The sequence below is a fragment of the Halomonas sp. MMSF_3323 genome (genome assembly GCF_030733595.1).
Lineage (GTDB): Bacteria > Pseudomonadota > Gammaproteobacteria > Pseudomonadales > Halomonadaceae > Halomonas > Halomonas litopenaei.
In genome coordinates, this window is record NZ_JASHIT010000021.1 from 37407 (window position 1) to 63750 (window position 26344).

Below are 26344 nucleotides of genomic sequence, written 5' to 3' on the forward strand. Positions count from 1 at the left end.
CGGAAGCTTCAGGGGCCACCACCCTGGCCTGCCTGGGCTTTTCTCAACCACCACAGGGAGAGGAAATGAGCACGAACACAGCAAGCCCGGCGCAGCGGGCCTCATCCAGCACTGCCCGCCTCTATCGTATGAAGACCGCGGAGCACCTCTGCCCCTTCGGCCTCAAGACCTTGTCGCTGCTCAAGCGCAAGGGCTACCAGGTCGACGACCACACCCTGACATCACGTGAAGCCATCGACCGCTTCAAGCAGGAAGCCGACGTGGACACCACACCCCAGGTGTACATCGGCGACGAGCGCATCGGCGGCTACGAGGAACTGCGCCGCTACCTCGGCATGAGCGTGCCCGGCGACAAGGAAGTCAGCTACCGTCCTGTCATCGCCATCTTCGCCACGGCCCTGCTGATCGGCCTGGCGGTGGGCTGGGTGTCCGGCCAGTCGCTGGTCTCAGTGCGCACCATCGAGTTCGCCGTCGCCTCGGCCATGGTTCTGCTGGGCCTGCAGAAACTGCAGGACGTGGAAAGCTTCAGCACCATGTTTCTCAACTACGACCTGCTGGCCCAACGCGATGTACGCTACGGCTACATCTACCCCTACGCCGAAACACTGGCCGGCATACTGATGCTGGCAGGCAGCCTGATCTGGATCGCCGCGCCTGTGGCCCTGTTCATCGGTACCGTGGGGGCCATTTCGGTGTTCAAGGCGGTCTACATCGACAAGCGCGAACTCAAGTGCGCCTGCGTCGGCGGCAACAGCAACGTTCCCCTGGGCTTCGTTTCCCTGAGCGAGAACCTGATCATGCTGCTGATGGGCCTGTGGATGCCGGCCAAGGCACTTCTGATGTAGAGCGCGCCTGATCTGGCCGTTCCAGACGCGTAGCAAAAACCCGCCAGGTATTGCCTGGCGGGTTTTCTCTGGCACGATGCAACGTTTATTCGAAGCCGACATGCAGACTGTAGCGACCACTGTTTTCATTGGCGCTGCCAAGCACACTGCCTCGCACTTCAAGCTCATAGTTTCCGGGAGTGACAGGCTCCTCCAGCAGGAAGTGGCCGTTGTTGTCCGCGTCGCTGGCCACCAGCTGCCCCGCGGGGGAATACAGCCTTCCCTCGATACTCATCGACTGACTCGAGTCGCTGGCAAGATGTTCACTGCTGACGACGATCATTCCTTCCTCTTCGATCGGCAACCGGTAACGCACGGGTGCACCACGAAGCTGTTGGGTGGCAGACACACCTTGCCGCAAGATTTCGGCTTCCTGCGAATGGCCCTGCGCAGCCCATACCGGTAGAGAAACGCCCACGAGGACAGCTACACCCATCATGTGTTGCCACAATTTCATAACGATTACCTCCTTTGAATGTTGGCACCTTCATGATGTGTCATCTGGCTTAATCTACGCTGAAACATTGAAAAACGGCGTAGTGAAGCAGATCCCGCCAGCGGCCTGAATGGCAACCGTAGGCGCAGAGGCATCAAAACCAGACGCGCAGCCCGGCAACCACTGCGGTGTCCTCCACTTGATCGCCTTCATCACGCGCCATATCGGCAGTATCACCATAAAGTTTCTGCCAATAGGCGCCGATATAGGGCGCGAACTTGCGATGTAGCTCATAGCGAAGGCGCAGGCCGGTGCGCAAGGAATTGAATCCCTCCCCTACACCGAACTCCTCGGCATCATCGAACGCCACTTCCATTTCCAGGCGAGGCTGCAGATAAAGCCGCTGGGTCAGTCGCAGATCATATTCCTGCTCCAGACTCAAGGAGGTATCACCATCGTCACTGACACGAAGATCCAGCTCGGTTTCCAACCGGTAGGGCGCCAGCCCCTGCAGACTGATCACGCCGAAATAGCGCTCGGGATGGTCATCGCTGCCAAGCCCGCCCTGGTAGCCAAGCCCTCCCTGTAGCTCCCAGAAGTCGGCGATCAGTCGGCTATACAGCAGATCCAGCGATTCAAATTCCGCATCTTCGCCATCCCCTTGGGTATTGTTCCCTTCCCCCTTCAGGTAGACGCGATGAACGTCGCCTCCGTACCAGGCCTGAAAATCCCAGGTTACTGCCTCGCTGTCTTCAGACGGCCAGACGTATTCCAGACGGTCGACCAGCACCGAGCCACGCAGATGCTCCTGCATGGGCGACGGCCAGTGATCTGGCGCGTCGTAGCCATCCTCAGCCAGCGCCAGCGACGACAATGCCAGACCAGATAGCGTTGCCAGGCAAATACGGCCCACACGAATTTCCATGCGTCATCTCTCCTCAGGCAACCTTGACGACGCGGAACATGCCGGCGTCCATGTGATAAAGAAGGTGGCAGTGGAACGCCCAGCTGCCCTCGGCATCCGCCGTGATCAGTGCAGAAAGGCGCTCGCCTGGCTTGACGTTCAGGGTGTGCTTGCGCGGAATCAGCTCACCGGCACCATTCTCCAGCTCCATCCACATGCCGTGCAGGTGGATCGGGTGCTCCATCATGGTGCGATTGACCAGGATGAGGCGCAGACGCTCGCCCTTGTCGAAGTGGATCGGCCCCGAGACCTCACTGAATTTCTTGCCGTCGAAGGACCACATGTAGCGTTCCATGTTACCGGTCAGATGAAGCTCGAGTTCGCGACCAGGAGGACGACGGTCAGGCCAGGGCGCGATGGCCTTCAAGTCCTGATACACCAGCACACGACGCTCGCGGGCATCCAGGCCGATTCCAGGCTGATCGAGGCGGGAGCCTGGCTGCGCCACGCCCACCGGCAGCATGGCTGTACCAGTGGCGCTCTCCGTACTGTCCATCTGAGCGTGATCCGTTCCCGCCATGCTCGAGTGGTCCATACCGGTCATCGAGCCATGATCCATGCCGCCCATGTTCGAGTGATCCATACCGGCCATCGAGCCATGATCCATGCCCGTCATGCTCGAGTGATCCATACCGGCCATCGAGCCGTGATCCATGCCCGCCATGCTCGAGTGATCCATACCGGCCATCGAGCCGTGATCCATGCCCTCGTGGGCTCCCATGGCCTCCATTCCTCGATCGGCGATACGTCGGCGTTCCGGCACCGGCGCCACCATCCCCATACGCGGCGCCAGGGTCCCCCTGGCAAAGCCGCTTCGGTCCATGGACTCGGCAAAGATGGTGTAGGCCACATCGTCTTTCGGCGTCACCAGAACGTCATAGGTTTCCGCCACCCCGATGCGGAACTCTTCGACGGGCACGGGCCGAACCGGCTGGCCGTCGGCCGCCACCACCGTCATTTCGAGCCCCGGAATCCGCACGTCGAAGTAGCTCATGGCGGAGCCATTGATGACACGTAGCCGCTGCGTCTCGCCGGGGCGAAACAGGGCAGTCCAATTGTCATCGGGTGAATGACCGTTGAGCAGATAGGTGTAGGTGGCGCCGGTAACATCGGCGATATCACGGGAGCTCATGCGCATCCGGCCCCACATGGCACGCGCTTCCCAGGTGGAGGCGAGCCCCTGACGGTCCACATCGGCGATGAAGTCACCCAGGGTGCGCTCCTGGAAGTTGTAGTACCCCTCCCCGGTCTTCAGGTTGTGGAAGATGGTCGAGGGGTCCTCGAAACTCCAGTCGGTCAGCAGCAGCACGTGCTCGCGGTCATAGCGAAAGGGTTCGCGCTGTTCGGCGTCGATGACCAGGGGGCCCACATGGCCAATCTGCTCCTGCAGTCCTGAGTGGCTGTGGTACCAGTAGGTGCCGCTTTGACGGAGGGGAAAGCGGTAGGTAAAGGTTTCGCCCGGCATGATGCCGGCAAAGCTCACGCCGGGGACGCCATCCATCTCAGGCGGCAGGAGAATGCCGTGCCAGTGAATCGAGGTGGGCTCGTCCAGCAGGTTGGTCACCCGCAGCGTCACGTCCTGCCCTTCCTTGAGCCGGATCAGGGGGCCAGGGCTGGTGCCGTTGAGGGTAATCGGCCGTGCAGACTGGCCAGCGATGGGCACGCTCTGGCGACGTATGGCCAGCGAGATATCCGGACCGCTTTCCACCCCCTTGGGGTAACTCGAAGTCTGTCCCCAGGGGTTGGCCCAGGCAGGCGCCAGACCGAGGGCGGCGGTGCCGATTCCCAGGGCTGCGCTTCCCTTGATGAATCCTCGTCGTGATAGCCGATGTGGCGGTAGAAGTGTCGTCGACATGGGTGCTGTCTTCCTGTGCGATGAACTTCTGCCATCTTCCATCGCCAAGCTGAAAGCCAGCTGAATCCTTAACGCACGGCCTCTCTCTCGGAGGTTGACGCCAGCGCCAACGGCAAGCGGATGGTCACCTCGAGTCCACCGCTGGGCGGCGCCTGAAAGCCGACCTCTCCCCGGTACTGCTCGACCAGTTCAAGCAGAATCGACAGGCCAATGCCGTTGCCTGGCCGCCCTTCATCCAGCCTCTGCCCTCGCCGGCCCAATAGCGGCAGCAACTCCGCCGCCACCCCAGGGCCATCGTCCTGGATCTTCAGCTCTAAGTGTCGCCCCAACGTCAGCGCGAGCCACACCGACTGGTTGGCCCACTTGCCCGCGTTGTCGAGCACGATGCCGATCATTTCCAGGAAGTCCTGTCGTTCCATCTCGATGCAGGCATCCTCGGCGTCCCCGAGGGCCATGACGAAGCGCTTGTCGGGGTAGAGGCTTCGAAACATGTCGAAAAGCTGGTCGAGTTCCCGCTTGACCCGGGTGTGCTGGCCGCCACCGGGGCCCGCCAGACGCGCCTGACGCAGGTGGGACTCCATCAACTCCTGCATCAGCGTCAACCGCTCCAGCAGACGCTCACGGCGGGATTGATCAAGCTCACGCTTGCTGCGCAGCGCCTGCATCACCGCGGTCAGAGGGGTCTTGAGCGCATGGGACAGGTCGGCAACGGCGTTACGCGAACGCACCAATCGGCGCTCCTGGCTGTCCATCAGACGATTAAGCTGCGAGACCAGAGGGCGGAACTCCTGCGGCACCTTCATTCTGAGACGCTGTCGCTGACCACTTCGCAGCTCGGCCAGCTGGCGCTGCAACAGATCCAGTGGCCGCAGGGCGGCATTGACCGCCAACCCGTTAAGCAGCGAAAGAGCCAGCAGCACCAGACCTGCGATGGCGCCAATCCACCAGTGCAGGGCCGCAAGGCCTTCCTCGACGCTGTCGAAGGATTCTCCGATGAGCAGCACCCCAGGCCTGCCGTCCACCGTAAAGGTTCGCCTCAACACCAGCAGGTGACGCCCCTCCAGGTGCACATCCAGCAGCGACCTGTCAGGCCCATCCAGATGGGGCGTCAGCGCCGACAACCAGGTCGGATGGGAGGTGGTGACGATCTCGCCGCGCTTGAGCACGTAAAGATGATGAAAGACCTCGGCCGACAGGCTCGAGGGCAAGGTGGGGGCCGGTACCGGGTCTGCGGCTTGACGCAGTTGCGCCAGGCGATACTCCGCCTCCTGCCGCAGTCGATCACCCAGAAAGTCCCGCGCGGTCTCGCGCAGCAGCAGGCCATGCATGAACCAGGTCAATCCCATGACCAGCAGGGACACCGCCCCGAGGCTGACCAGCAGGCGCAGACGGAGACTATTGCGTCTAATGCGAAACAAGCACGTACCCCTGGCCTCGGCGGGTCTGGATGACATGCTTGCCCAGCAGACGCCTCAGGCGCGCGATATAGACCTCCACCAGGTTGGGCGCCGGGGCATCCTGCTCCAGGGCGTAGAGCTGATCGAGCAGCTTCGTCTTGGAGTGCACCCGGTCAGGGTGGTGCATCAGGTAGCGCAGCAGGCAGAACTCGGTGGCGGTAAGCGTCTGCCATGGGCCTCCCGCGCAACTGACCTGGCGCTGCTCCTCGTCAAGGCGGATGCCATTGACGATCAGCCGCGCCGTCAATTCGGTACGCCGCCGCAGCAACGCCTGTATCCGCGCCAGCAGTTCCTGTTCGTGAAAGGGCTTGGTGAGGTAGTCATCAGCCCCCCGACGCAGGCCGTCCACCTTGTCCTGCCAGGCATCGCGAGCCGTCAGGATCAGCACCGGAAGGCCTAGGCCGTGTTCACGCTGGAACTCGAGCCAGTCGAGCCCCGAACCATCGGGCAGGCCGATATCCAGGATCATCAGTGCATACTCTTCGCTGTGCAACAGCGCCTTTGCCACGCTCAGTCGCTCGGCAACGTCGACGCGATAGCCATGATCATCCAGCGTATCCTTCAGACTCTCGCAGAGCAGGTCATCGTCCTCGACCAGCAACAGCTTCATCACCATCATCTCCCTGCCAGCGGGCCCCGGCATGCCACGCCTCACTCGAGCCGGACGGGGTGGCCCCGTCCCAGGCTTGCCGCCTATTCTCCCACACTCAGGGTGCCATGCATGCCCGCTTCAAAATGTCCGGGTACATTGCAGGCGAAGGTCAGCGATGCCCCCTGCTCCGGCGCCTGCCAGACAAGCGTCCTGGTCTCTCCCGGCGCCAGAGTCACCGCCGGCATGTCCATGGCGCCTTGCATCTGACTCATGTCGTGGCCGTCACCGTGCATGCCATGCCCTCCTCCCGAGGCCATCTCACGCATCATCTTGCGGTGTTCGTTCTGAGCCTCGGCGGAGCCGATCACGAACTCGTGCTCGAGCTGACCGCTGTTGGTGACCTCGAAGGCCACCACCTCCCCGGGGGCAACGCTCAAGCTTTCCGGGCCGAACCAGATATCGCCGGCCTCGACGGCGATGGTGCGATCCGCCTGATCGGGGTCCATGGCCTCCGATTGAGCGTGGCCGGGACCTGCCAATGCCTGGGTCGACAATAGGCCAAGAGCGACCACCATCAGTGTGCTGCGCATGACGTCATCCTTCCGTTTTGGGTGTCTCCCTCTGTTTGTAGCGCAAGAACCTGAATCCATACTGAATCGGCGATAGATGGCCACGCTGTTCACTGCGCCTACGAATGCTTCCACTGTTCCAGCAGCAGATCGATAAACAGCTGGGCGGTGCCCGAGATACTGTGCACGTTGCTGCGTACCAGGCCGATGGTGCGCTGGATGCGTGGCTCCGGCAGCTCCCGCGAACACAGGATCTCGTGATCCGGGCCCGGCATGGTCATGCGCGGCAGAATCGCCACCCCCAGGCCCGACTCCACCAGCCCCAGCGAGGTGGACAGATGCTGTACTTCGTAGAAGCTGTTGAGGTGGATGCCCTCGGCGGACAGCGCATTGTCCAGCAGGGTGCGATTGCCGCTGTCGCGACTGACGGTGATCAGCCGCACCTGCTCGAGGTCTGACCACTCGATTTGCTCCCTGGCCGCCAGAGGGTGATCGGAGCGCAGCGCCAAGACGAAGGGGTCTCTCATCAACTGGGTGAAAGACACCTCAGGCCGCTGGGCGCTGAACATGTTGATGCCGAAGTCGGCCTCGCCGCTGATGACCTTCTCGAGACCCTCGTTGGCGCTGACATCCAGAATACGAATACGGATGCCCGGCCAGGCCTCGCTGAACCCCCTGATCACGCTTGGCAGAAAGTAGAAGGCAGCGGTCGGCAGGCAGGCGATGGTCACGGTGCCGGTCTGGTGGGTGGCCAGCTCGCGGATACCGAGGATCGAGGACTCGTACTCTTCGATCATCCGTCGCGCCCGAGGCAGAAAGTCGGCGCCTATCGGCGTCAGCCGCGTACGCCGGGTGGTGCGCTCGAGCAGGCCCACCTCCAGCAACTCTTCGAGCTTCTGGATTCGCCGTGACAGCGCAGGCTGCGACAGGTGCAGGCGCTGAGCCGCCTCATGGAAGGAGCCCAGCTCCGCGACCTGGATGAAGGCCTGCAGATCGAGAAATTCAAGACGGTGCTGCATCGGGTCACTCTTGCATGAAGGCTTTTGGACTAATAACCATAGCGCATTAATCCTCATTTCGCATTGATAGACGCCAAACTTTGCATTTGAAGCATCAATAGACGCCTGACAAGCTGATACCACGACCTCCAACAACGGCGTGGCATCACGATGATGAACAGCATCCCCTGCATGATCATGCGCGGCGGCACCTCCCGCGGGCCCTTCCTGCGCATGAGCGACCTCCCCGACGACGAGCCCGCCAGGGCGGAAATCCTGATCAGCCTGATGGGCTCCGGCCACGCCCTGCAGATCGACGGGATCGGCGGCGGCGACCCGCTGACCAGCAAGGTGGCCATCGTCGAGCGCTCCAGCCACCCGGACGCCGACGTGGACTACCTGTTCGCCCAGGTGGACGTGCTCAACCGCCGTGTCGACTTCAACCCCAACTGCGGCAACATGCTGTCTGCCGTCGGCCCCTACGCCATCGAGTCCGGCCTGGTGGAGCCGCAACCGGACTACACCCTGGTGCGGGTACGCAACCTCAACACCCAGCGACTGATCGAGTGCCACGTACCCACCGACGCCGGCCAGGTCCGCTACGACGGTGACACTCGCATCAGCGGTGTTCCCGGCAGTTCCGCCGCCATTCAACTGAGTTTTCTCGACATCGTCGGAACCAAGACGTCGGGACTGCTCCCGACCGGCCAGGCCGCCGACACCATCGACGGTGTCACCGTATCCTGCCTGGATGCAGCCACCCCGATCATCATGATCGACGCGCGAGAGCTTGGACTGAGTGGCCGCGAGACGCCGCTCGAGCTGGATAGCGACAGCGACCTGCTCAAGCGTCTGGAGAGGATCCGTCGTCATGCAGGAGAGCTGATGGGGCTTGGTGACGTCAGCGACAGCGTGCTACCGAAGCCCGTGCTGGCCTCGCCCGCCGAGGATGCCGAGCGCACCCTGTGCACCCGCTACTTTGTCCCCCATCGCTGTCACAAGGCGATCGCTGTCACCGGTGCCATCGCTGTGGCGAGCGCCGTCAGCGTCCCTGGCACCGTCGCCAATCGCATCGCCATCGATGCAGGGCAACTCAAGGCCGGTGACCTCAAGGCGGCCGTCAGCCTGGAGCACCCGTCGGGCTTCATCGATCTCCAGGTGGAGCACCGCGACGGCGACCCCGGCGATATCGCCCGAGCCTCATTGATCCGCACCGCCAGAAAGATCATGAGCGGCACCCTGTTCTACGCCCTGCCCGACCCTACTCTGCCCGGCACGTCTTCCAGCCGCCCCGGCCCGGACTGATCTGCACCGACAAGGACGCTGCCGGCTGCGCCGAGCGCCGCCGCGCCCGACAACCACAACCGCCATAACAATCACCACCTCCCCAACCGACATAACAATCGTCACAACGACCGTCAGGAGACACGCCATGAAGACCCGTAAACCTTCCTCGTTCACCGCATCACGCCTCGCCTTGTCCCGCGTTACCAGGGCCGCGGCACTCGGCATCGCCATCGCAGGCACCAGCCTCGCCGGCAATGCCCAGGCCGCAGAGGTCGAGGTACCCGCCAATATCAAGTGGACCGTGCCGTTCGGCGTCGGCGGCGGCACCGATGTGTGGGCGCGCTTCTTTTCGCCCTGGCTCAGCGACTATATCCCCGGCGAGCCGACCATCATGATCGACAACGTCCCGGGAGGCGGCTCGATCAATGGCGCCAATCTGTTCGCCATGCGCGCCAAGGCCGACGGTTCAAACTGGCTCGGCACCTCGGCCTCCACCCAGTACCCGGCGATGCTGGATGATCGCCGCGTACGCTATGACTACAGCGAATGGACGCCGATCCTGGCAACCCCCACCGGCGGGGTGGTCTATGGCCAGCCGAGCCTTGGCGACACCGCCGACGCGGCGATCGATGCCCTGCTCAGCCAGCCGGTCAAGCTGGCCGCCCAGAATCCCACCGGTCTCGAGCTGCCCGTGCTGATCGCCCTCGACCTGCTAGGCGCCGACGTCCAGGCGGTGTTCGGTATGCGTAGCCGCGGCGAGGGACGACTGGCCTTCGAACGCGGCGAAGCGGACATCGATTTCCAGACCAGCTCGGCCTACCTGAGCAACGTCACCCCGCTGGTCGAGTCCGGCAAGGCAGTGCCGCTGTTCTCGCTGGGCCTGCTCGACGACGACGGCAAGATTGTTCGCGACCCGGCCTTCCCCGACCTGCCGACCTTCAACGAGGTCTACCAGGCGCGTCACGGCGAGGCGCCCTCCGGGCCTGCCTATGAGGCATTTCGCAAGTTCTTTGCCTCTGGCTTCGCCCTGCAGAAGCTGATCATGGTGCCCAGGGACACCCCTCAGGAGCTGGTCGACGCCTACCGTGACGCTGCCCGCGAGTTCGTCGCCACCGATGAGTTCAAGCAGGACGCAGAAGCCCAGCTCGGCCCCTATACCCCGGTCATCGGTGACGTCATTCAGCGCCACCTGGAAGACGCCATGTCGATCGATGAGGCGACCCGTGAGTGGCTGGCCAAGTGGCTCGAGGAGAAGCACAACGCCAGGATCTGACACCGTTCGGGAAGCGCCGGCCACGACGGCCGGCGCCTCCTGGCTCAACGACTTCAACAAGACGCCCTCGGGCGTCACCAACAACTCGAGAGCCACACGCCATGCTTGATATCCTTCTTTCCAGCCTGGGACAGCTGTTTACCCTGTCCCATCTGCTGTTCATGACGCTGGGGGTGCTGGTCGGCCTGGTCGTCGGCATCATTCCAGGCCTCGGCGGCATCGCCGGCATGTCACTGCTGCTGCCCTTTCTCTACGGCATGGAGCCCACGGTCGCACTCGGCATGCTGATGGGCCTGGTGGCGGTCATCCCCACCGGCGACACCTTCGCCTCCGTGCTGCTGGGCATTCCCGGCTCCAGCGCGTCACAGGCCACCGTCATCGACGGTTTCTCCCTGGCCAAGAAAGGCCAGGCCGCACGGGCCCTGTCCAGCGCCTTTCTGTCTTCGATGATCGGCGGTCTGATCGGTGCCGTGGTGCTGACCGGCTTTATCCTGATCGCAAGACCACTGGTGCTGTCGTTCTCGTCATCGGAACTGTTCATGCTGACCCTGCTCGGGCTTTCCATGGTGGCGGTGCTGTCGGGTGCGGACCTGTTCAAGGGTCTGGCCGCCTGTGGCCTGGGTCTGCTGGTGGGCGGTATCGGCATGGCACCAGCCACCGGAGAATTTCGCCTGAACCTCGACATCGACTACCTGTTCGATGGCCTGCCGCTGGTGGTCGTCGGCCTCGGCATCTTCGCCCTGCCGGAGATCATCGATCTGCTGGTCAAGCGAGGCGCCATCGCCGAAAAGCCCTGCCGTCTCGGCGAAGGCTGGCGTCGCGGTATCCAGGACGTCGGCCAGCAGCGCGGGCTGGTCGCACGCTGCGCCGCCATCGGCAGCCTGGTCGGCACCATTCCGGGGCTCGCTGGCTCGGTGGTGGACTGGCTGACCTACGGCCATGCGGTGCAATCGGCCAAGGACAGCTCCGAGTTCGGTAAGGGGGATATTCGCGGCGTCATCGCCCCGGAGTCGGCCAACAACGCCTGCGCCTGTGGCGCCATGGTGCCGACCTTGCTGTTCGGGGTGCCCGGTTCAGGCACTGCGGCGGTGTTCCTCGGCGGCCTGCTGCTGCTCGGCCTGCAGCCCGGGGTCGGCATGATCGAGACCCATCTGGACCTGACCTACACCATCATCTGGTCGCTGGCCCTCGCCAATATCCTTGGTGCCGCGCTCTGCCTGATCCTGGCCCGCCCCGTGGCCAACCTGACCCGGGTGCCCTTTGCCACCCTGGCGCCACTGATCACGGTGCTGATCATGTTCGCCGCCTTCCAGGCCACCCGCGCCACCGGCGATCTGCTCGCACTGGGCGCCATCGGCGTGCTGGGCGTGCTGTTCAAGCAGGCCAACTGGTCACGTCCGGCCTTCCTGATCGGTTTTGTGCTGGCACCGGGCGCCGAGGCCTACTTCTACCAGGCGGTCCAGTTCCAGGGCACCGACGCTTTCCTGCGCCCCGGCGTGCTGATCATCGGCGCCATGATTCTTGCCGCCATGTTCATTCCGGTGATCGGCAAGCAGATCAAGAAGCGGCGTCAGCCGATGTCGGTGGGCGCCGCGGCCACCGAGCCTAAGCCCGACGCTGAATCCCATCGTCTGGGGATCATCGATATCGTGCTGCTGGGAGCCCTGCTGGCGCTGGCGGCCAGCGCCTGGGTCAACGTCTCGGAGCTGTCACTGATCGGCGGCATCATGCCACGGCTCGCGATTGCCATCATGGCCCTCGCCTGCCTGGCCGAGATCGTCCGCAGCGTGGTACGTCGCCCCCGCTGGGAGCGTCAGACCTTCGCCCGAGAAGCCATCTGGCTGGTCGGCTTCTTTGCCCTCGTCGCCGCCATGCTGACGCTGGGCTTCATCACCACGGCCACACTGTTCACCCTGGTGTTCCTGCTGGCCATCGCCAAGCTCAAGCCCTGGGTCGCGGTGCTGATGGCGCTGGGGGTACTGGCATTCCTGCTGGCCATGGCAGAGTTTCTGACCCTGACCTATCCCCAGGGCATCCTCGACCCGCTGTTGTTCTACTGACCCCCGAAGCGACCCGCAGCAGCCCTGCGAGTACGAAAGCCACCGCTGTACACCGTTGTAAAGAGATAAGCCCCGCCTCGGCGGGGCTTATCCTGTAAAGACGTGCGTGAGGGGAACACCATCGAGGTCGACGAGCATCGTCGACGGGGCTCGCTCGCTGGCCGGGCTATCGAGCATAGCGAGAGCCACGAACTTGGCCTGAGCCACCTCGAGATTCACCAGCGTCGGCAAGATCCCCTCTGGCGGCAACGAGCCTTAGGAAAACGACTGACTGTCAGCCGCCTGGTGGCTACGATTGGACTCGGGCGTGCCATCTGGACATGACCGCCGCGCCCCGGCTAGCTTGACCACATGTCGCTCGGCTCGACGCTACTGCCGCACACGACTTTGGGCCGAAAAACCTTCGGCAAGACACTGTCAATATCCGTACATGTGAGATTATTCAAGGAGATCTGCCAAGGAAGCAAACCAAGCTTGTCCTGGCATGGGCCGAGCTTCACCAGGACGAATTGATGGCAGACTGGCGACTGGTCATGAACGGCGAAGAACCCTTCAAGATCGAGCCGTTATAGTGAGGGGGGAAATCATGTACCCATCTGTGAAAAAGGTTACACCGATTGACGACTATCGCCTCTCGATCCATTTTGACAACGGAGAGAATGGCGTCCTGGATATGAAACCCTACCTGGATTTTGGAGTGTTTCAGAAGCTAAAGGATCGCAAGGCATTTGATCGCGTTCGGGTATCATTTGACACCATCGAATGGGAATCAGGAATCGATCTTGACCCAGAGTTTGTCTATGCCAAAAGCCAGCGTACTGACGTGCCACATGGAGAGGCAAGCGAAGAACAGGGCACACACAGCTAAGCACGCCACCAGGCCAGACAGCTGGACTGTCCAAGCGCAGATAAAGAACACTCGCTCGGGAATACCTTCCATTCTTCCGAGTCCCGAGCCACTCAGCGATCCACTTGAAAAATATCCTGGAGGGCCGCGCTCAGGCACGTCAGCAGTCCCCCGCGCCCTTATTGGCTCCCCTCGAACATGCGATGCCGGGCGTTGTCGATATGAGCCCGCATGGCGGCTTCGGCGCGCTCGCCATCCTTGTCGCTGATCGCCTCGACGATCGCCAGGTGTTCATCCTGGACCAGCTTCAAGCGCTCCTGAGAGGCCATCAGTGACAGCCCCCGGGTCAGGTTCATGCCTTCCTTGATGCTCTCGTTGAGCGACTTCAGCACGGTGATGTAGTAGTGGTTGCTGGCCGCCTCGGTGATCGCCAGGTGGAAGCGATAGTCCTCGTCGGTGGCCAGATCGTGGCGGGCGTTGGCCTCATCGATGATGTCGTAGCAGCGACGGATCTGGTCGAGCTGGTCCTGGGTGCGTCGCAACGCCGCCAGGTGCGCCGCCCGCGCCTCGACATTGGTACGAAACTCGAAGCAGCGCTGGATATCGGCGATGCTCGAGATCGGCGCGAACTTGAGCACCGCACTGTCGGGCTGACGGATCACGAAACTGCCGGAGCCCCGCCGGGACACCACCAGTTCGTCTTCCTTGAGCCGGGCTAGGGCATCACGCAGCACCGGCCGGGACACTTCGTAGCGCTGGCACAGTTGCGCTTCGGTCGGCAGCTTCTTGTTGACCGGATACTGGCCCTCGATGATCGCTTCCAGAATCTTCTCGTAGACCGCCGAAGCCAGTGAAAATTTTTCGTCTTGTGCCATCTTGCCCTGCTCCGGTTCTCTGTTCCCTGGAAGCCGCCTGGCTTGTACCATCAGGCGCCACCTCCCTTTTACCACTGCAAAAGGCGCCCCGCATTGGGCCTTTAGGCCACACAGGGCGCCTCTCACCTCTTCCTGCCCTGTCCGGGCGGATCACCACTACTCGCTGGTCAGGATGCCTCGGTGGTGACTCCGCCGCCCTTACCGGCCTTGCGGCCCTTCCACACGCCGTTGGCGATGATCAGGGTCCAGGTCAGGATCGCCAGCCCCGCCAGCACCATGGCGATGGGCCGGTCGACGAAGGCCATCAGGTCGCCGTCTGACTTGAGGATCGAGCGCATGAAATTGCTCTCGATGATCGGGCCGAGAATAAAGGCCAGAATCAGCGGGCCCAGCGGGAAATCATTCTCCATCAGGAATACACCGACCAGCCCCAGGCCGAGCATCACCCAGACATCGAACATGCTGTTGTTGGCGGAGAAGGCCCCCACGATACAAAACATCAGGATCAATGGGTAGAGAACGCCAGTGGGCACGGCCAACAGCCTGCCGGCGCCCTTGATCGCCATCAGCCCCAGCGGCAGCAGCAACAGGTTGGCCAGCACGAACACCATGAAGATGGCGTTGACCAGAGCCCCCTGCTCGGTGAAGACGTCGGGGCCCGGGGTGATGCCCTTGGTGGTCAGCACACCGATGATGATGGCGGTGACGGTATCACCCGGAATGCCGAACACCAGGGCCGGGATATAGGCGCCGGACAGGGCCGCGTTGTTGGCGGCGCTGGCCGAGACCAGCCCTTCCGGATGGCCGGTGCCGTACTTCTGCGGCTCCCGCGACAGCTTGCGGCTGATGGCATAGCTGATCCAGGAGGCGATGTCGGCGCCGGCGCCCGGCAGTGCACCGATCATGGTGCCGAGCAGCCCGCCACGGGCGACGCCGCCCTTGTAACGCCAGGTGGTACGGGCCACGCCGTCGAGCAGCTTGCCCTTGGGCGTTTCCACCCTTGAGGCGCGCTGCCCGGCGTTGGGCAGGCTGCGCAGCAGCTCGGTGATGGCGAACAGGCCGATCAGCACCGGCAGCAACGAGATACCCGCGAGCAGGTCATAGCTGCCCATGGTGAAGCGCATCTGGCCGGATACACTGTCCATGCCGATCATCGCCAGCGACAGGCCGATCAGCATCGAGATGGCGCCCTTGAGCGGATCACCGCCGGCGACCAGGATCGCACAGGACAACCCCAGCAGCGCCAGCCAGAAGTACTCGTCGCTGGTGAACTGCAGGGCAAATTCGGCGATCCGCGGGGCAAACAGCGCCAGCACCGCGACCCCGATGATGCCGCCGAGCATCGAACAGGTGACGTTGATACCAAGTGCCAGGCCGAGCTTGCCCTTCTTGCCCATCAGGTAGGCTTCGTCGGCGTAGACCGCCGACGCTGGCGTCCCCGGCATGCGCAGCAAGGCACCGGGAATGTCACCGGCGACGATCGCCATGGCGGTGGCGGAGACGATGGCGGCGATGGCCGGCAGCGGCTCCATGAAAAAGGTCACCGGCACCAGCAAGGCGGTTGCCATGGTGGCGGTGAGACCAGGGATAGCCCCCATGAAGAGTCCGAACAACGAGGCGGCGACAATCACCAAAAGCACCTCGCCGTCGAGCACCATGGCAGCGGCTTGCATCAATTCATTCATCAGTAGAGCACCCGTTCAAGCAGTCCTGCCTCCAGCGGCACGTGCAGAAGCTGTGCGAACAGCATCCAGATCACGGTCGTGGCAATCACCGCGATCAACAGCGCACGCCCCCAACCACGACGGTGATAGGCGCGAAACAACAGCGTCAGAAGCGCCACCGCAACGATCGGAAAACCCAGCAGCGGCGTGAGCACCACGTAGGCGATGACACTGGCGACCACCGCCGCCAGCGCCAGCACAAACGCACGGCCGGATACCTTGGAGGTCCAGCGCGCCCAGGGCTGGCGTTGGCGCAGGCCCTTGAGCACCAATAGCCCTCCCATCAACAGCAGCAGGGCCCCCACCACCTTGGGGAAGGTGCCGGCGCCATAGACCTGGCGCGGCAGCGGACTCAAGTCCGCGGAAGCGACGATGAGGGCGGCCCCGAGGGCCGCCGCCATGGTTCCCGATACCGCGTCACTGGTACGCATGATGACGATCTCCCGGGCGTTACCGCACCTTTGTCAGTGCGCCGCCGATGCGGCGCTCAATCGGGTGTATTGCAGACTGTGCCAGCCGACCGCTCGATGAGCTTTCTGTCACCGAGCGGTCTGTCACTGGGCTCTCGTTTACTGGGCCTTCAGTTTCTGGACTCTCGGTTACTGGGCCAGGCCAAGCTTGTCGATGATGGAGGCGTTGTTGGCATCCTGTTCGGCCATGAATGCCTCAAAGCCTTCCGGTCCTTCCCACACGGCGCCGAAGCCGCGGCCTTCCATGAACGACTGGAAGTCCTCGGAGTTCCACACCGTCTCGGCGGCGCTCAACAGGCGCTCGGAGATGTCTTCAGGCAGTCCCTCGGGGCCGACCAGGCCACGCCAGGACCCGTGGGACCAGTCATCACCGGTCACCTCGCCGGCCGCCGGGATATCCGGGAAGGCTTCTTCGCGTTCACTGGACAGCACCGCCAGAGTGCGGACGCGATCGGATTCACGCATGGACTCGGTTTCCGGCAGCGACGAGAAGACGATGTCGACACCGCCCGCCGCCAGCTCCTGCAGGCCCGGCGCGGCGCCTTCGCTGGGTACCAGATTGACGGTATTCGGATCGATGCCCTGCTGGTCGAGGAAGCCGGCGAACGACAGGTGGTAGGCAGCACCTGGCGCAGAACCCGATACGGTGTACTCGTTGGGTGACGCGGCCAGGTCGGACAGGGCGTCATCCAGGTTCTGCCAGGGCGACTCTGCGTTGACAGTGAAGGCCGCATAATCGAGGTTGAGCAGCGCGATCGGGGTAAAGTCCTCATAGGACAGGTCGGCGGTGCCGATATGGCGATAGGTCGCGATCTCGGCGGTGCCCAGGCCCAGGGTATAGCCATCGGGACGCGCCATCTTCATCGCCATGTGGCCGACCACACCGGAGCCACCGGTACGGTTGACCACGTTGACCGGCTGCCCCAGCTCTTCCTGCAGACCGGCGGCAAACTGACGACCGACGGCGTCGGTGCCGCCACCGGCGGACCAGGGCACGATCAGGGTGATCGGCTTGGAGGGATAGTCGTCACCGACGGCAACCGTGGAGGTGGCCACCAGCAGGGAAGCGCAAAGCAGGCGTGGGAGCGTTCGCATGAGTTATCTCTCTTGTCGTCGAGCGTCTGGGGATCCGGTCAAGGTCGTGGCGACCCGCCACCGGAAAGAACGCTTGCAAGAGTGCCGCCACGGCGCCAACTAGACAAGTTATTACAACTTATACTTTATGCTAACGGGCCCCGTAGACGAGCCGTCACCGCCACCTGGCGAGAGGAAAAATCGATCGCCGACACCCCACTAAAACCTTTTATTTACAAAGATTTAACAAACAAATCAATCGTAAGCACTGCGCTTTCCAAAGTTCTCTTTGACAGCAGCTCCCTGCCCACAAGACCAAAGTACCATGCCCACTTGTTAGTATTTGTTTGAAGTCCATCAGGCGCTAGGCTAAGGTTTATCCCACAATCCCAGGCTGGTCGCGCTGCGCCCTCCTTTCTCCTATCAACATCCATGATGCGGCCTGTTGCAGGCCCGATTCGTTCAGGAGCACTTCATGTTCGCCGATCTCAACGACAAGACCGTCCTTATCACTGGCTCCACCAAGGGCATCGGTCGTGCCGCCGCGGTGGCCTTCGCCCGCCAGGGTGCCATCGTCGGCATCAACAGCAGCCAGAAGGACAGCGCCGCCGAGGAGCTGATCGCCCAGCTGGAGTCCGAGGGTGCGCGCTTCGCCTACTATGAGCGCGACCTGACCAAGAGCGGCGAGTGCGAGACCCTGGTCAACGAATTTGTCGATCAGTTCGGCAGCCTTGACGTGCTGGTGAACAACGCCGGCGGCCTCGGCGTGCGCAAGGGCCTCGAGTCCCTCGAGGACGACGACTTCAACCTGGTGATGGACCTGAACCTGCGCTCGGTGATCATGACCACCCGCTTCGCCATGCCGCACCTGAAGGCCTCCGCCGAGAAGCGCGGTGAGACCGCCAGCGTCATCAGCACCGGTTCCATCGCCGGTCGCGAAGGCGGTGGCCTCGGCGCCTCTCTGTACGGCGGCTCCAAGGCCATGCTGCACAACCTGCATCGCAACTGGGTGAAGGAATTCACCAAGGACAACGTGCGCTTCAACATCGTCGCACCGGGCACCATCGACACCGCCTTCCACGCAGACAAGAGCGCTGAGGTGAAAGAGAAGATCGCCTCCACCATCGCCATGGGCCGCCTTGGCACCTCCGAGGAGGTTGCACCGTCCTTCCTGTTCCTGGCCTCCCACGCTGCCAGCGGCTACATCACCGGCCAGGTGATCGACGTCAACGGCGGCCAGATGTGCCCCTGAGGCATATCGCAGCATCCCGGGCCACCGGCGTGACGGCGCTATCGACGTCTACCCCTTGAGCCCCGAGCGGCCGGACATGCTTCCGGCCGCTTCGCTATCCACTCCCCTACTCGGCGTTCGTGCGTACTGCGATCGCAGGTTTCGTGCGCGTCGACCCCGGTTTGGCAGCGGCCGCCCCTTGCCACCTTTCATCATCTTCACTGCGCAATAACAGGAGTCCCCATGACACTCGAAGGTCATCATCTGATCGGCTTTTCCTCGGTGGCCGGTGCCACCGACGGACGTACCATCTCGGCGGTCAACCCCGCCTCCGGCGAGACCCTTGCCCCGGCCTACCCCCTGGCGGGCCAGGCCGAGGTGGAGCGCGCCTGCCAGCTGGCCGAGGACGCCTTCCTGGCCTACCGCCGCCTGCCGCTTGGCGACCGCGCGGCCTTTCTCGAGGCGGCAGCCGACAATATCGATGCCCTCGGCGACACCCTGACCGAGCGCGCCATGGCCGAGACCGGCCTGCCCAGGGCACGTCTTGAAGGCGAGCGTGGCCGCACCTGCGGACAGCTCAGACTTTTCGCCGAGGTCCTGCGCAGCGGTGACTATCTCGACGTGCGCATCGAGGACGCCCTACCCGAGCGCGCGCCCATGCCACGCCCCTCCCTCGCCCAGCAGCAGGTGCCGCTGGGTCCTGTGGCGGTGTTTGGCGCCAGCAACTTCCCGCTGGCGTTCTCGGTGGCCGGCGGCGATACCGCCGCCGCGCTGGCCGCGGGCTGCCCGGTGATCGTCAAGGCCCACTCCGCCCACCCCGGCACCTCGGAGCTGGTCGGGCGCGCCCTGCAACAGGCCGCCAAGAGCAGCAACATGCCCGAAGGCGTGTTCTCGCTGCTCTATGGCAGCGGCAGCGAGCTCGGCCAGGCCCTGGTCAAGGACCCACGCATCCAGGCGGTAGGCTTCACTGGCTCGCGCAACGGCGGCACCGCCCTGCTGCGCACCGCCCAGGCACGCCCCCAGCCGATCCCGGTCTACGCCGAGATGAGCAGCATCAATCCGGTGCTGCTGCTGCCGCAGCACCTGGAAGCCAACGCCGAGGCCCTGGGCGACGCCTTCGTCGCGTCGCTGACCATGGGCGCCGGCCAGTTCTGCACCAACCCGGGGCTGATTCTGGCACTGTCCGGCGCCGCGCTTGAGCGCTTCGCCGAGCAGGCCGGTGCCGCGGTACGCGAAGCTGCCCCACAGCTGATGCTGACCCCCGGCATCCACGCCGCCTACGAGCAGGGAGTCGCCCAACTCGTCGACCAGCCGGGCGTCAGTCTGGTCGCCAAGGGCAAGGCCACCGGCCATCTTGCCTGCCCCTGCCAGCCGCACCTGCTGCGCACCAGCGCCAGTGACTTTATCGGCAACGCCGCTCTGCATGACGAGGTCTTCGGAGCCTGCGCGCTGATCGTCGAGTGCGACTCGGTGGCACAGATGCAGCAGGTGCTGACCGCGCTGGAAGGCCAGTTGACCGCCACGGTCCACCTCGAGGAAGCCGACTACGCGCTGGCCGACCAGTTGCTGCCGCTGCTTGAGCGTCGCGCCGGTCGCATCCTGTTCAACGGCTGGCCCACCGGCGTCGAGGTGTGCCACTCCATGGTCCATGGCGGCCCCTGGCCCTCGACCTCCGACTCGCGCACCACCTCGGTGGGCAGCGCCGCGATCCAGCGCTTCCTGCGCCCGGTGTGCTACCAGGCGATGCCCGAGGCCCTGGCCCCGGACAGCCTCAAGGCCGACAACCCTCTGGGGCTGACCCGCCAGGTGAACGGCAAGCGCTAGCCCAGCGTTCTTTCTTTTTCTCCTTCTCTACTTCTCTACAACAGGCGACGCCAGCCCACCGGCGTCCCTGGCGCACCATCAACGAGGCCCTCGCCACCGGCGAGGGCCTTTTTTGATGGTGTCGATCTACTCTCCAGCGGGCCCCGACTTGTCGCGTCTGCCCAGAAATGCCCCCAAGATGCCCCTGAGACACCCCGGAGATGCCTTCAAGGAGCAAGCTCGCCTAGGCTAGGCACATCCTTTACATACAAGAGGCTCGCGACGATGCGCAGAGGCTACGTCTTTCCATCCAACCGTTCCCAGGCGGTACGCCAGCCAGAGGCAGCCGCCTTTGCCGAAGACGCAAATAGAGGCGGTATCGTCTCCACAGCTCAAAGAGGCGCTCGCACTCCTGCCGACAAGACCTGGGACGACTGGTTTGACGCGGAGGGAGCGAGCGAAGACTTCATGGAGGATCGTGGGCAACCAGGCCACTCGCCCGACCCTTCCGCTCGGCATCATCAACAAAAAAAAGCGCCTGACCCGGGCGATATGCCGTCGGACAGGCGCTGAAGTTTCCTGCTCTGGAATCTGTACGGGCCTCAGGTCGTGTTCTGGCTACCCTTCAACTGCACCGGCTTGCGGATCGCCAGGAAGTACACGAACACCCCGGTCAGCACGATGAAGAACAGACTGTCGGGCTGGGTCACGAAGACCGTCAGGTCACCGTTGGACAGGGTCAGGGAACGGCGCAGGTACTCCTCGAGGCCCGGGCCGAGGATAAAGCCGAGCAGCAGCGTTACCACCGGATAGCCGTGCTTTCTCAGGTAGAAGGCCAGTACCCCCATGACCAGCGTCATCATCATCTGGAAGGTCGAGTAGGTGGCCACGTAGCTGCCCACCACCGCCAGCATGGCGATCGAGCCGAACAGCACATCACGGCGAATGCGCACGATGCGGATAAAGTAAGGCCCGAGCAGGTACATGGTCAGCGGAATCAGGATCAGCGCGCTGAAGATCAGTGCCGCCAGCATGGGCGCGATCAGCCCGGCCTGGGATTCCATCAGCTGCGGCCCCGGCTGGATGCCGTTGATGACCAGCACGCCGAGCACGATGGCGGTGATCGGGTCGCCCGGGATACCGAAGGTCAACATGGGCACCAGGGCGCCGCCGCAGACCGCGTTGTTGGCGCTTTCCGCCGCCGCGATCCCCTGGGGATTGCCCTTGCCGAAGCTGTCCGGCTCGCGCGAGGTACGCACCGCTTCCACGTAGGCCAGAAAGCCACCCATGGAGCCCCCGGCCCCGGGCAACGTGCCTACCAGATAGCCGATGGTGGAAGACTTCAGATAGCAGGCCGCGCCGATACGACGGATCGCCGAGCGCGACGGGATAAAGTCGCGGCGACGAATCTTCGCCACTCCCTTGAGCTTATCGCGAATGGCCTGGGCCTTGTCGTTCTCGGCAAGCTGGGTCAACAGCTCACTGATGGCGAAGGTACCGATGATCACCGGCATCAGGTCGATTCCCGCCGCCAGGTCACCCATGCCGAAGCTGAATCGGGCCACCGGCACCATGGCGTCTAGCCCCACGGTGGCGAGCATCAGCCCCAGACAGGCGGCGATAGCCGCACGGCGGACATTGCCCCGCTGGGCGATGACGATGACGATCAGCGCAAACAGGATCAGCGCACACTTGCCGGTGGTCTGCACCAGCAGCGACAGGTCGGCGATCAAGGGCGCCAGCAGCACCAGCAGTACCGCCCCGAACACGCCGCCGATCATCGAGGCGAAGGAGGCATGGCCCAGCGCCAGAGGCCCTTCGCCGCGCTGCTGCATTGGGTAGCCTTCCAGCGCCGTCATCATCGACGAGGGAGCACCGGGAATATTGATGGTGGTGGCGGTGATGCTGCCACCGCACATGCCGGCCATATAGATGCTGGCACAGGCCATCAGCGCCGTGGTCACGTCCAGGCTGTAGGTCAGCGGCAGCAGCAGCGCCAGCGCCAGGGTCGCGGTCAGACCGGGAATCGCCGAGAACACGGTGCCGATCAGAAAACCGGCCACCACATAGAACAGCACCGTGGGATTGAGCAGCAAACCGAAGCTCGCCAGCACCTGGGTCAGGAAGTCCATGGGTCACCCCCGGCGTGTCGCCCGGCAGCGAGCGCCGAGCGGGTTGCATCAGTCATCATGGCTCAGCCCCAGAGTGTCGGTAGACGGACGTTGAAGACCTGGTTGAACAGCACGAAGCCCACCGCGGTGATGGCCAGCGCGATCAGGGCCTTGCTCAACCACTTGTCGAGCCCCGAGAACAACAGCATCACTCCCAGTACATAGACCAGGGTGGACAGCACATAGCCGAGTGACTGAAACACCAGTACATAGACCAGAGTCGCCAGCATCAGGGTCAGCTCCGGCGAAAGACGACGGCCCCTCGGCCTATCGCCTTCATCGGCCGCGTTGTCCCGATCCAGGGCAGCGGCGCTGCGCACCGAGGACCACCACTGCAGCACGCACAGCACGGTGGCCAGCACACCGATCAGCAACGGAAAGAAGGATGGCGTCAGCTTGCCGGCCTCCAGCGGAGGCCCCATCGCAAGGCCACCGATCAGGTAGCCCAGGGCCAGCAGCGCCAGCACGCCGTGGAAACGGATCGCGCCAGCACTGGAGCCAGGGCCAAGGCCAAGCGCACGCGCCAGCAGAGATGAAGATGAACGAGACATGCGAAACCTCTCTCGGCCCCCAATGACGGGAGACCGACAACACAGTGTTCGTTGGAAGGGAAGTGAAGCGGGCCGGCAGAGGCAGGTGCTCTACCCGCCCGCTCCAGATGGAGGCAGGAAGCGGAAGGTCGCTGCGTGAAGCTCAGACATGTTTCACCGGACCTTCCTCCCCGGACCTTGCACCCCGGACTTACAGGTCCAGCTCATCCATGGCGGCGAAGGTCCGCTCCTGGTAGCTGCCGATCCACTCGTTGACTTCCTCGCTGCCGAGCCAGCCCGGGGTGACACCGATACTGGTGACCCACTCTTGGAACTCGTCGCTCTGGTAAGCCTCGTGGTAGGTCGACTCCAGGGTCTCGATGGCGTCTTCCGGGGTATTGGCCGGCGCCGCCAGCACGATGAAGCTGCCGGTCTCGAGATCCACGTCGAATTCGGAGATCGGCGGCACCTCGGGATAGGCCGGGTTCTGCGAACCGGACAGCTCGACCACGCCAAGCGCATCACCCGAGGACAGGATCCCGGAGAAGTCTCCCAGGCTCGAGATGGCGGCGTCGATCTCGCCGGACAGCAGCGCCTCGGCCTCGGCGGTGGACGACCCCGGATAGGAGATCACGTTGAAGGTGACCCCGGTGGCCGCCTCCAGGCGACGTACCGCCAGGTAGGGACCAGAGCCCTGGGGCGCCACACCGATGCGCACCGTGCCGGGATTTTCCCTGGCCGCCTCGATCAGCTCCTCGTAGGAGGTGAAGCCCGACTGCTTGGATACCACGATGGCGTCGGCTTCCTGGGTCACGCGGGCGAACGGCTCGAGCTTTTCCAGCGAGTAGCCGGGCACCATGTTGCCCCGCGGCAGGGTGACGACGCTGTCGTAGGTCAGCACGCCGATGGTGTGGCCGTCGGGACGCGCCTTGGCCAACTGCATCAGGCCGGTGGCGGTCACCGCCCCGCCGATGTTCTCGACGTAGATCGAGGTCGGCAGCGACTGCTCGGCCAGGTTGCTGATCTTGCGCGAGATGGCATCGGCACCGCCGCCGGCAGGCCAGGGCACGATCATGCGGATGTCACGCTGGGGGAAGTCGGCCTGGGCCGTGGGCACGGCGACGACCGCGGCCAGCGCCACACCGGCCAGGGTAGCGCCGGTCGCGCCCTTGATCAGGCGCTTGCGCAGGGTCGTGCTGAGGGTGGCGTTGAGGGGAGTGAGAGCAAACATGGCGACTCCTGGAATTATTTGTGATTGTGTGGGGATAGATGAGGCGGCGCTTGTCTGGCCGCGCGACTCCTGCTTCAGCCGCGAGACTTCTGCTCGCGCAGGTAGGCCTGGTATTCCTCCTGGGCCTGTTCGTTGGGCGGATAAAGACCGATGACCGCCGCGCCGTTGTTGACCTTGTCCAGCACGTAGGCTTCGAAGGCCTCCATGCCACTGGCTTCTTCGGCGATCTCGTCGGCCAGCTCAAGCGGCACCACCATGACGCCGTCGCCGTCGCCGACCAGCACGTCGCCGGGATAGACCGGCACGCCGCCACAGCCGATGGGCTGCTGGATGTCCACCGCGTGGTGCTTGGTCAGGTTGGTCGGGGCGCTGGGCTTGGTGCAGAACACCGGCATCGACATGCTCTCGGCGTACTCCGAGTCACGCACACCGGCGTCCGACACGAAGCCCGCACATTCGCGCACCTGCAGGCGGGTCAACAGGATGCTGCCGGCACTCGCGGCGCTGGCATCCTGACGGCAGTCGGATACCAGTACGCGGCCAGGCGGCACACTCTCCACCGCCAGACGCTGGGGGTGCTCCGGATCACGGAAGGCGGCCACCACGTCCAGGTCTTCGCGGGCCGGGATATAGCGCAGGGTATAGGCCTGCCCCACCATCTTGACCTGGCTCTTGTTCATGCGACCGACGTTCTGGATATAGGTGTTCTTCAGACCCCGCTTGTGCAGCAGGGTATGCAGCGACGCCGTCGAAGCCCGCATCAGTCGCTCGCGGGTCAGGTTGGACAGCTCTGCGTGGGGGTAATCGTTGATGATGCTCATGGGCTCCGCCTATCGCTGGCAAACTGGGTTGTTCGTTGACGGAGTCACTATAGGAAGCGTCGAAAGGCTTTTCAAACAACTTTTTACAACTTGGCTTTCATCTTGACCTTAACACGGCACTCGAGACCACTTCGACAACCCGAAGCATAACATTTAACCCTTTACTTTCAATTATTTGAAAAACATCTCCCACTCAGGATCGATCAATATGCCTGCCCCTTAGACATAGGTCTAATAAGAAAGAATTTGTCTTTAAAAGGTACAAGGTGTGGTCGAGATGGAGCGCTGCCATCCGCACGACACCCCTCCCCGGCCTTTCCCGCGCCCGGGATGCCCACTAGGCTGATACACCCCGTTGCTATACATGCCTGTCCGATCACTCAGGAGATTTTCGATGGCTGTACTGACGACCTTTGCACTCGACGGCAAGACCGCCCTGGTGACAGGCGCGAGACGCGGCATCGGCGCGGCCATGGCGCTGGGCCTGGCCGAAGCCGGTGCCGACATCATCGCCGTCAGCACCAGCATGACCGCCGACGGCGGCGAGCTGGGCGAGCGAGTGCGCGCCCTGGGGCGAGACTGCACAGGGATCGCCTGCGACCTGTCGGACCGCAGCGCGCTGATGGCGATGGTCGAGCAGCTTGCCGACCGGCGTATCGATATCCTGGTCAACAACGCCGGCACCATCGAACGCGCCCCCGCCACCGAGCACACCGATGCGCTGTGGGACAGGGTCATCGACGTCAATCTGAGCGCCCCCTTCGTGCTGACCCGGGAGATCGGCAGGCAAATGGTCGCGCGAGGCAGCGGCAAGGTGATCTTCACCGCCTCGCTGCTGTCGTTTCAGGGCGGCATCACCGTGCCCGGCTACGCCGCCAGCAAGGGCGGCATCGCCCAGTTGACCAAGGCCTTCGCCAACGAATGGGCCGCCCACGGGGTCAACGTCAACGCCATCGCTCCTGGTTACATCGCCACCGACAACACCCAGGCACTGCGCGACGATCCCGAGCGTTCCCGCGACATCCTCGCGCGCATCCCCGCCGGTCGCTGGGGGGACGCCGCTGACTTCAAGGGACCGGTGGTGTTTCTGGCCTCCAGCGCCTCGGACTATATGCACGGCAGCGTGATGACCGTGGACGGCGGCTGGATGGGGCGATAGGCAGGAGGACGCACCATCGTCCCCCCTCAAGCA

General features: G+C 63.6%; 24 protein-coding genes. 9 read left to right on the plus strand and 15 right to left on the minus strand.

All coding sequences use genetic code 11. The annotated features are described in order from the left end of the window. Positions 1-65 precede the first annotated feature (65 nt). On the plus strand, positions 66-845 hold the full coding sequence (locus RBB39_RS12060) for a glutaredoxin (protein ID WP_205254735.1): 780 nt from the start codon (positions 66-68) through the stop codon (positions 843-845). Between the two features lie 85 nt (positions 846-930). Here the strand turns inward: RBB39_RS12060 and RBB39_RS12065 are convergent, their stop codons facing one another. From RBB39_RS12065 to RBB39_RS12095, 7 genes are all read right to left on the minus strand, one after another. Beyond that, positions 931-1341 carry a hypothetical protein gene (locus RBB39_RS12065; protein ID WP_124802262.1) on the minus strand — a complete coding sequence of 137 codons (411 nt, stop codon included), beginning with the start codon at positions 1339-1341 and terminating at the stop codon, positions 931-933. Between the two features lie 133 nt (positions 1342-1474). Further along, positions 1475-2245: a copper resistance protein B gene (locus tag RBB39_RS12070; protein WP_108131727.1), complete on the minus strand. Its 771-nt coding sequence runs from the start codon at positions 2243-2245 to the stop codon at positions 1475-1477. Positions 2246-2258: 13 nt separating this feature from the next. Continuing rightward, positions 2259-4139, minus strand: a complete 1881-nt coding sequence (locus RBB39_RS12075; protein ID WP_287165785.1) for a copper resistance system multicopper oxidase — start codon at positions 4137-4139, stop codon at positions 2259-2261. A 68-nt stretch (positions 4140-4207) separates the two neighbouring features. Continuing rightward, the gene (locus tag RBB39_RS12080; RefSeq protein ID WP_287165784.1) at positions 4208-5557 is read right to left on the minus strand and encodes an ATP-binding protein; all 1350 of its coding nucleotides are present in this window, start codon (positions 5555-5557) and stop codon (positions 4208-4210) included. Then, on the minus strand, positions 5544-6206 hold the full coding sequence (locus RBB39_RS12085) for a response regulator transcription factor (RefSeq protein ID WP_045994131.1): 663 nt from the start codon (positions 6204-6206) through the stop codon (positions 5544-5546). The genes RBB39_RS12080 and RBB39_RS12085 overlap by 14 nt, the downstream gene beginning before the upstream one ends. A gap of 83 nt (positions 6207-6289) precedes the next feature. Beyond that, positions 6290-6778, minus strand: a complete 489-nt coding sequence (locus RBB39_RS12090) for a plastocyanin/azurin family copper-binding protein (RefSeq protein WP_253028746.1) — start codon at positions 6776-6778, stop codon at positions 6290-6292. A 98-nt stretch (positions 6779-6876) separates the two neighbouring features. After that, positions 6877-7776: a LysR family transcriptional regulator gene (locus RBB39_RS12095; RefSeq protein ID WP_045994126.1), complete on the minus strand. Its 900-nt coding sequence runs from the start codon at positions 7774-7776 to the stop codon at positions 6877-6879. A gap of 150 nt (positions 7777-7926) precedes the next feature. On the opposite strand from RBB39_RS12095, the gene RBB39_RS12100 reads away from it, so the two are divergent. From RBB39_RS12100 to RBB39_RS12120, 5 genes are all read left to right on the plus strand, one after another. Continuing rightward, positions 7927-9060, plus strand: coding sequence for a 4-oxalomesaconate tautomerase (locus RBB39_RS12100; RefSeq protein WP_253028745.1), 1134 nt, complete (start codon positions 7927-7929; stop codon positions 9058-9060). Positions 9061-9187: 127 nt separating this feature from the next. After that, on the plus strand, positions 9188-10315 hold the full coding sequence (locus RBB39_RS12105) for a tripartite tricarboxylate transporter substrate binding protein (RefSeq protein ID WP_253028744.1): 1128 nt from the start codon (positions 9188-9190) through the stop codon (positions 10313-10315). A 101-nt stretch (positions 10316-10416) separates the two neighbouring features. Next, on the plus strand, positions 10417-12375 hold the full coding sequence (locus RBB39_RS12110; RefSeq protein ID WP_045994123.1) for a tripartite tricarboxylate transporter permease: 1959 nt from the start codon (positions 10417-10419) through the stop codon (positions 12373-12375). Between the two features lie 422 nt (positions 12376-12797). Next, a complete protein-coding gene (locus tag RBB39_RS12115; RefSeq protein ID WP_287165801.1) occupies positions 12798-12947 on the plus strand; it encodes a DUF4160 domain-containing protein in 150 nt (49 codons plus the stop codon). Positions 12948-12961: 14 nt separating this feature from the next. Then, entirely contained in the window at positions 12962-13243 is a 282-nt protein-coding gene (locus tag RBB39_RS12120; RefSeq protein WP_286985187.1) for a DUF2442 domain-containing protein, read from the plus strand. 158 nt (positions 13244-13401) lie between these two features. On the opposite strand, the gene RBB39_RS12125 is transcribed toward RBB39_RS12120, so the two are convergent. From RBB39_RS12125 to RBB39_RS12140, 4 genes are all read right to left on the minus strand, one after another. Beyond that, positions 13402-14097 carry a FadR/GntR family transcriptional regulator gene (locus tag RBB39_RS12125; protein ID WP_108131721.1) on the minus strand — a complete coding sequence of 232 codons (696 nt, stop codon included), beginning with the start codon at positions 14095-14097 and terminating at the stop codon, positions 13402-13404. A gap of 167 nt (positions 14098-14264) precedes the next feature. Then, a complete protein-coding gene (locus RBB39_RS12130; protein WP_231498536.1) occupies positions 14265-15782 on the minus strand; it encodes a tripartite tricarboxylate transporter permease in 1518 nt (505 codons plus the stop codon). Continuing rightward, positions 15782-16252, minus strand: a complete 471-nt coding sequence (locus RBB39_RS12135) for a tripartite tricarboxylate transporter TctB family protein (RefSeq protein WP_222515337.1) — start codon at positions 16250-16252, stop codon at positions 15782-15784. The genes RBB39_RS12130 and RBB39_RS12135 overlap by 1 nt, the downstream gene beginning before the upstream one ends. Before the next feature lie 168 nt (positions 16253-16420). Continuing rightward, positions 16421-17386 carry a tripartite tricarboxylate transporter substrate binding protein gene (locus RBB39_RS12140; protein WP_108131719.1) on the minus strand — a complete coding sequence of 322 codons (966 nt, stop codon included), beginning with the start codon at positions 17384-17386 and terminating at the stop codon, positions 16421-16423. Between the two features lie 454 nt (positions 17387-17840). On the opposite strand from RBB39_RS12140, the gene RBB39_RS12145 reads away from it, so the two are divergent. Together RBB39_RS12145 and RBB39_RS12150 are read left to right on the plus strand one after the other, a co-directional pair. Further along, entirely contained in the window at positions 17841-18617 is a 777-nt protein-coding gene (locus RBB39_RS12145; protein ID WP_045994118.1) for an SDR family NAD(P)-dependent oxidoreductase, read from the plus strand. 222 nt (positions 18618-18839) lie between these two features. Further along, entirely contained in the window at positions 18840-20420 is a 1581-nt protein-coding gene (locus RBB39_RS12150) for an aldehyde dehydrogenase (NADP(+)) (protein WP_287165780.1), read from the plus strand. 581 nt (positions 20421-21001) lie between these two features. Here the strand turns inward: RBB39_RS12150 and RBB39_RS12155 are convergent. From RBB39_RS12155 to RBB39_RS12170, 4 genes are all read right to left on the minus strand, one after another. Next, positions 21002-22531, minus strand: a complete 1530-nt coding sequence (locus RBB39_RS12155; RefSeq protein ID WP_108449895.1) for a tripartite tricarboxylate transporter permease — start codon at positions 22529-22531, stop codon at positions 21002-21004. A gap of 62 nt (positions 22532-22593) precedes the next feature. Continuing rightward, positions 22594-23121: a tripartite tricarboxylate transporter TctB family protein gene (locus tag RBB39_RS12160; protein ID WP_108449894.1), complete on the minus strand. Its 528-nt coding sequence runs from the start codon at positions 23119-23121 to the stop codon at positions 22594-22596. Between the two features lie 190 nt (positions 23122-23311). Continuing rightward, positions 23312-24331 carry a tripartite tricarboxylate transporter substrate binding protein gene (locus RBB39_RS12165; protein WP_253028738.1) on the minus strand — a complete coding sequence of 340 codons (1020 nt, stop codon included), beginning with the start codon at positions 24329-24331 and terminating at the stop codon, positions 23312-23314. 74 nt (positions 24332-24405) lie between these two features. Next, complete coding sequence (locus RBB39_RS12170; RefSeq protein ID WP_045994114.1) at positions 24406-25152, minus strand: ribonuclease activity regulator RraA; 747 nt, start codon at positions 25150-25152, stop codon at positions 24406-24408. A 394-nt stretch (positions 25153-25546) separates the two neighbouring features. Between RBB39_RS12170 and RBB39_RS12175 the strand changes: the two genes are divergently transcribed. Then, positions 25547-26311, plus strand: coding sequence for an SDR family NAD(P)-dependent oxidoreductase (locus tag RBB39_RS12175; protein ID WP_253028737.1), 765 nt, complete (start codon positions 25547-25549; stop codon positions 26309-26311). Positions 26312-26344 lie beyond the last annotated feature (33 nt).

Excerpts from the sequence above, each read along its gene's own strand:
- RBB39_RS12120 (WP_286985187.1), top strand. The coding sequence starts at position 12,962 with ATGTACCCATCTGTGAAAAAGGTTACACCGATTGACGACTATCGCCTC.
- RBB39_RS12065 (WP_124802262.1), bottom strand. The coding sequence starts at position 1,341 with ATGAAATTGTGGCAACACATGATGGGTGTAGCTGTCCTCGTGGGCGTT.
- RBB39_RS12110 (WP_045994123.1), top strand. The coding sequence starts at position 10,417 with ATGCTTGATATCCTTCTTTCCAGCCTGGGACAGCTGTTTACCCTGTCC.
- RBB39_RS12160 (WP_108449894.1), bottom strand. The coding sequence starts at position 23,121 with ATGTCTCGTTCATCTTCATCTCTGCTGGCGCGTGCGCTTGGCCTTGGC.
- RBB39_RS12145 (WP_045994118.1), top strand. The coding sequence starts at position 17,841 with ATGTTCGCCGATCTCAACGACAAGACCGTCCTTATCACTGGCTCCACC.
- RBB39_RS12075 (WP_287165785.1), bottom strand. The coding sequence starts at position 4,139 with ATGTCGACGACACTTCTACCGCCACATCGGCTATCACGACGAGGATTC.
- RBB39_RS12070 (WP_108131727.1), bottom strand. The coding sequence starts at position 2,245 with ATGGAAATTCGTGTGGGCCGTATTTGCCTGGCAACGCTATCTGGTCTG.
- RBB39_RS12090 (WP_253028746.1), bottom strand. The coding sequence starts at position 6,778 with ATGCGCAGCACACTGATGGTGGTCGCTCTTGGCCTATTGTCGACCCAG.
- RBB39_RS12155 (WP_108449895.1), bottom strand. The coding sequence starts at position 22,531 with ATGGACTTCCTGACCCAGGTGCTGGCGAGCTTCGGTTTGCTGCTCAAT.
- RBB39_RS12095 (WP_045994126.1), bottom strand. The coding sequence starts at position 7,776 with ATGCAGCACCGTCTTGAATTTCTCGATCTGCAGGCCTTCATCCAGGTC.
- RBB39_RS12165 (WP_253028738.1), bottom strand. The coding sequence starts at position 24,331 with ATGTTTGCTCTCACTCCCCTCAACGCCACCCTCAGCACGACCCTGCGC.
- RBB39_RS12105 (WP_253028744.1), top strand. The coding sequence starts at position 9,188 with ATGAAGACCCGTAAACCTTCCTCGTTCACCGCATCACGCCTCGCCTTG.
- RBB39_RS12175 (WP_253028737.1), top strand. The coding sequence starts at position 25,547 with ATGGCTGTACTGACGACCTTTGCACTCGACGGCAAGACCGCCCTGGTG.
- RBB39_RS12135 (WP_222515337.1), bottom strand. The coding sequence starts at position 16,252 with ATGCGTACCAGTGACGCGGTATCGGGAACCATGGCGGCGGCCCTCGGG.
- RBB39_RS12170 (WP_045994114.1), bottom strand. The coding sequence starts at position 25,152 with ATGAGCATCATCAACGATTACCCCCACGCAGAGCTGTCCAACCTGACC.
- RBB39_RS12100 (WP_253028745.1), top strand. The coding sequence starts at position 7,927 with ATGATGAACAGCATCCCCTGCATGATCATGCGCGGCGGCACCTCCCGC.
- RBB39_RS12060 (WP_205254735.1), top strand. The coding sequence starts at position 66 with ATGAGCACGAACACAGCAAGCCCGGCGCAGCGGGCCTCATCCAGCACT.
- RBB39_RS12125 (WP_108131721.1), bottom strand. The coding sequence starts at position 14,097 with ATGGCACAAGACGAAAAATTTTCACTGGCTTCGGCGGTCTACGAGAAG.
- RBB39_RS12140 (WP_108131719.1), bottom strand. The coding sequence starts at position 17,386 with ATGCGAACGCTCCCACGCCTGCTTTGCGCTTCCCTGCTGGTGGCCACC.
- RBB39_RS12130 (WP_231498536.1), bottom strand. The coding sequence starts at position 15,782 with ATGAATGAATTGATGCAAGCCGCTGCCATGGTGCTCGACGGCGAGGTG.
- RBB39_RS12150 (WP_287165780.1), top strand. The coding sequence starts at position 18,840 with ATGACACTCGAAGGTCATCATCTGATCGGCTTTTCCTCGGTGGCCGGT.
- RBB39_RS12085 (WP_045994131.1), bottom strand. The coding sequence starts at position 6,206 with ATGAAGCTGTTGCTGGTCGAGGACGATGACCTGCTCTGCGAGAGTCTG.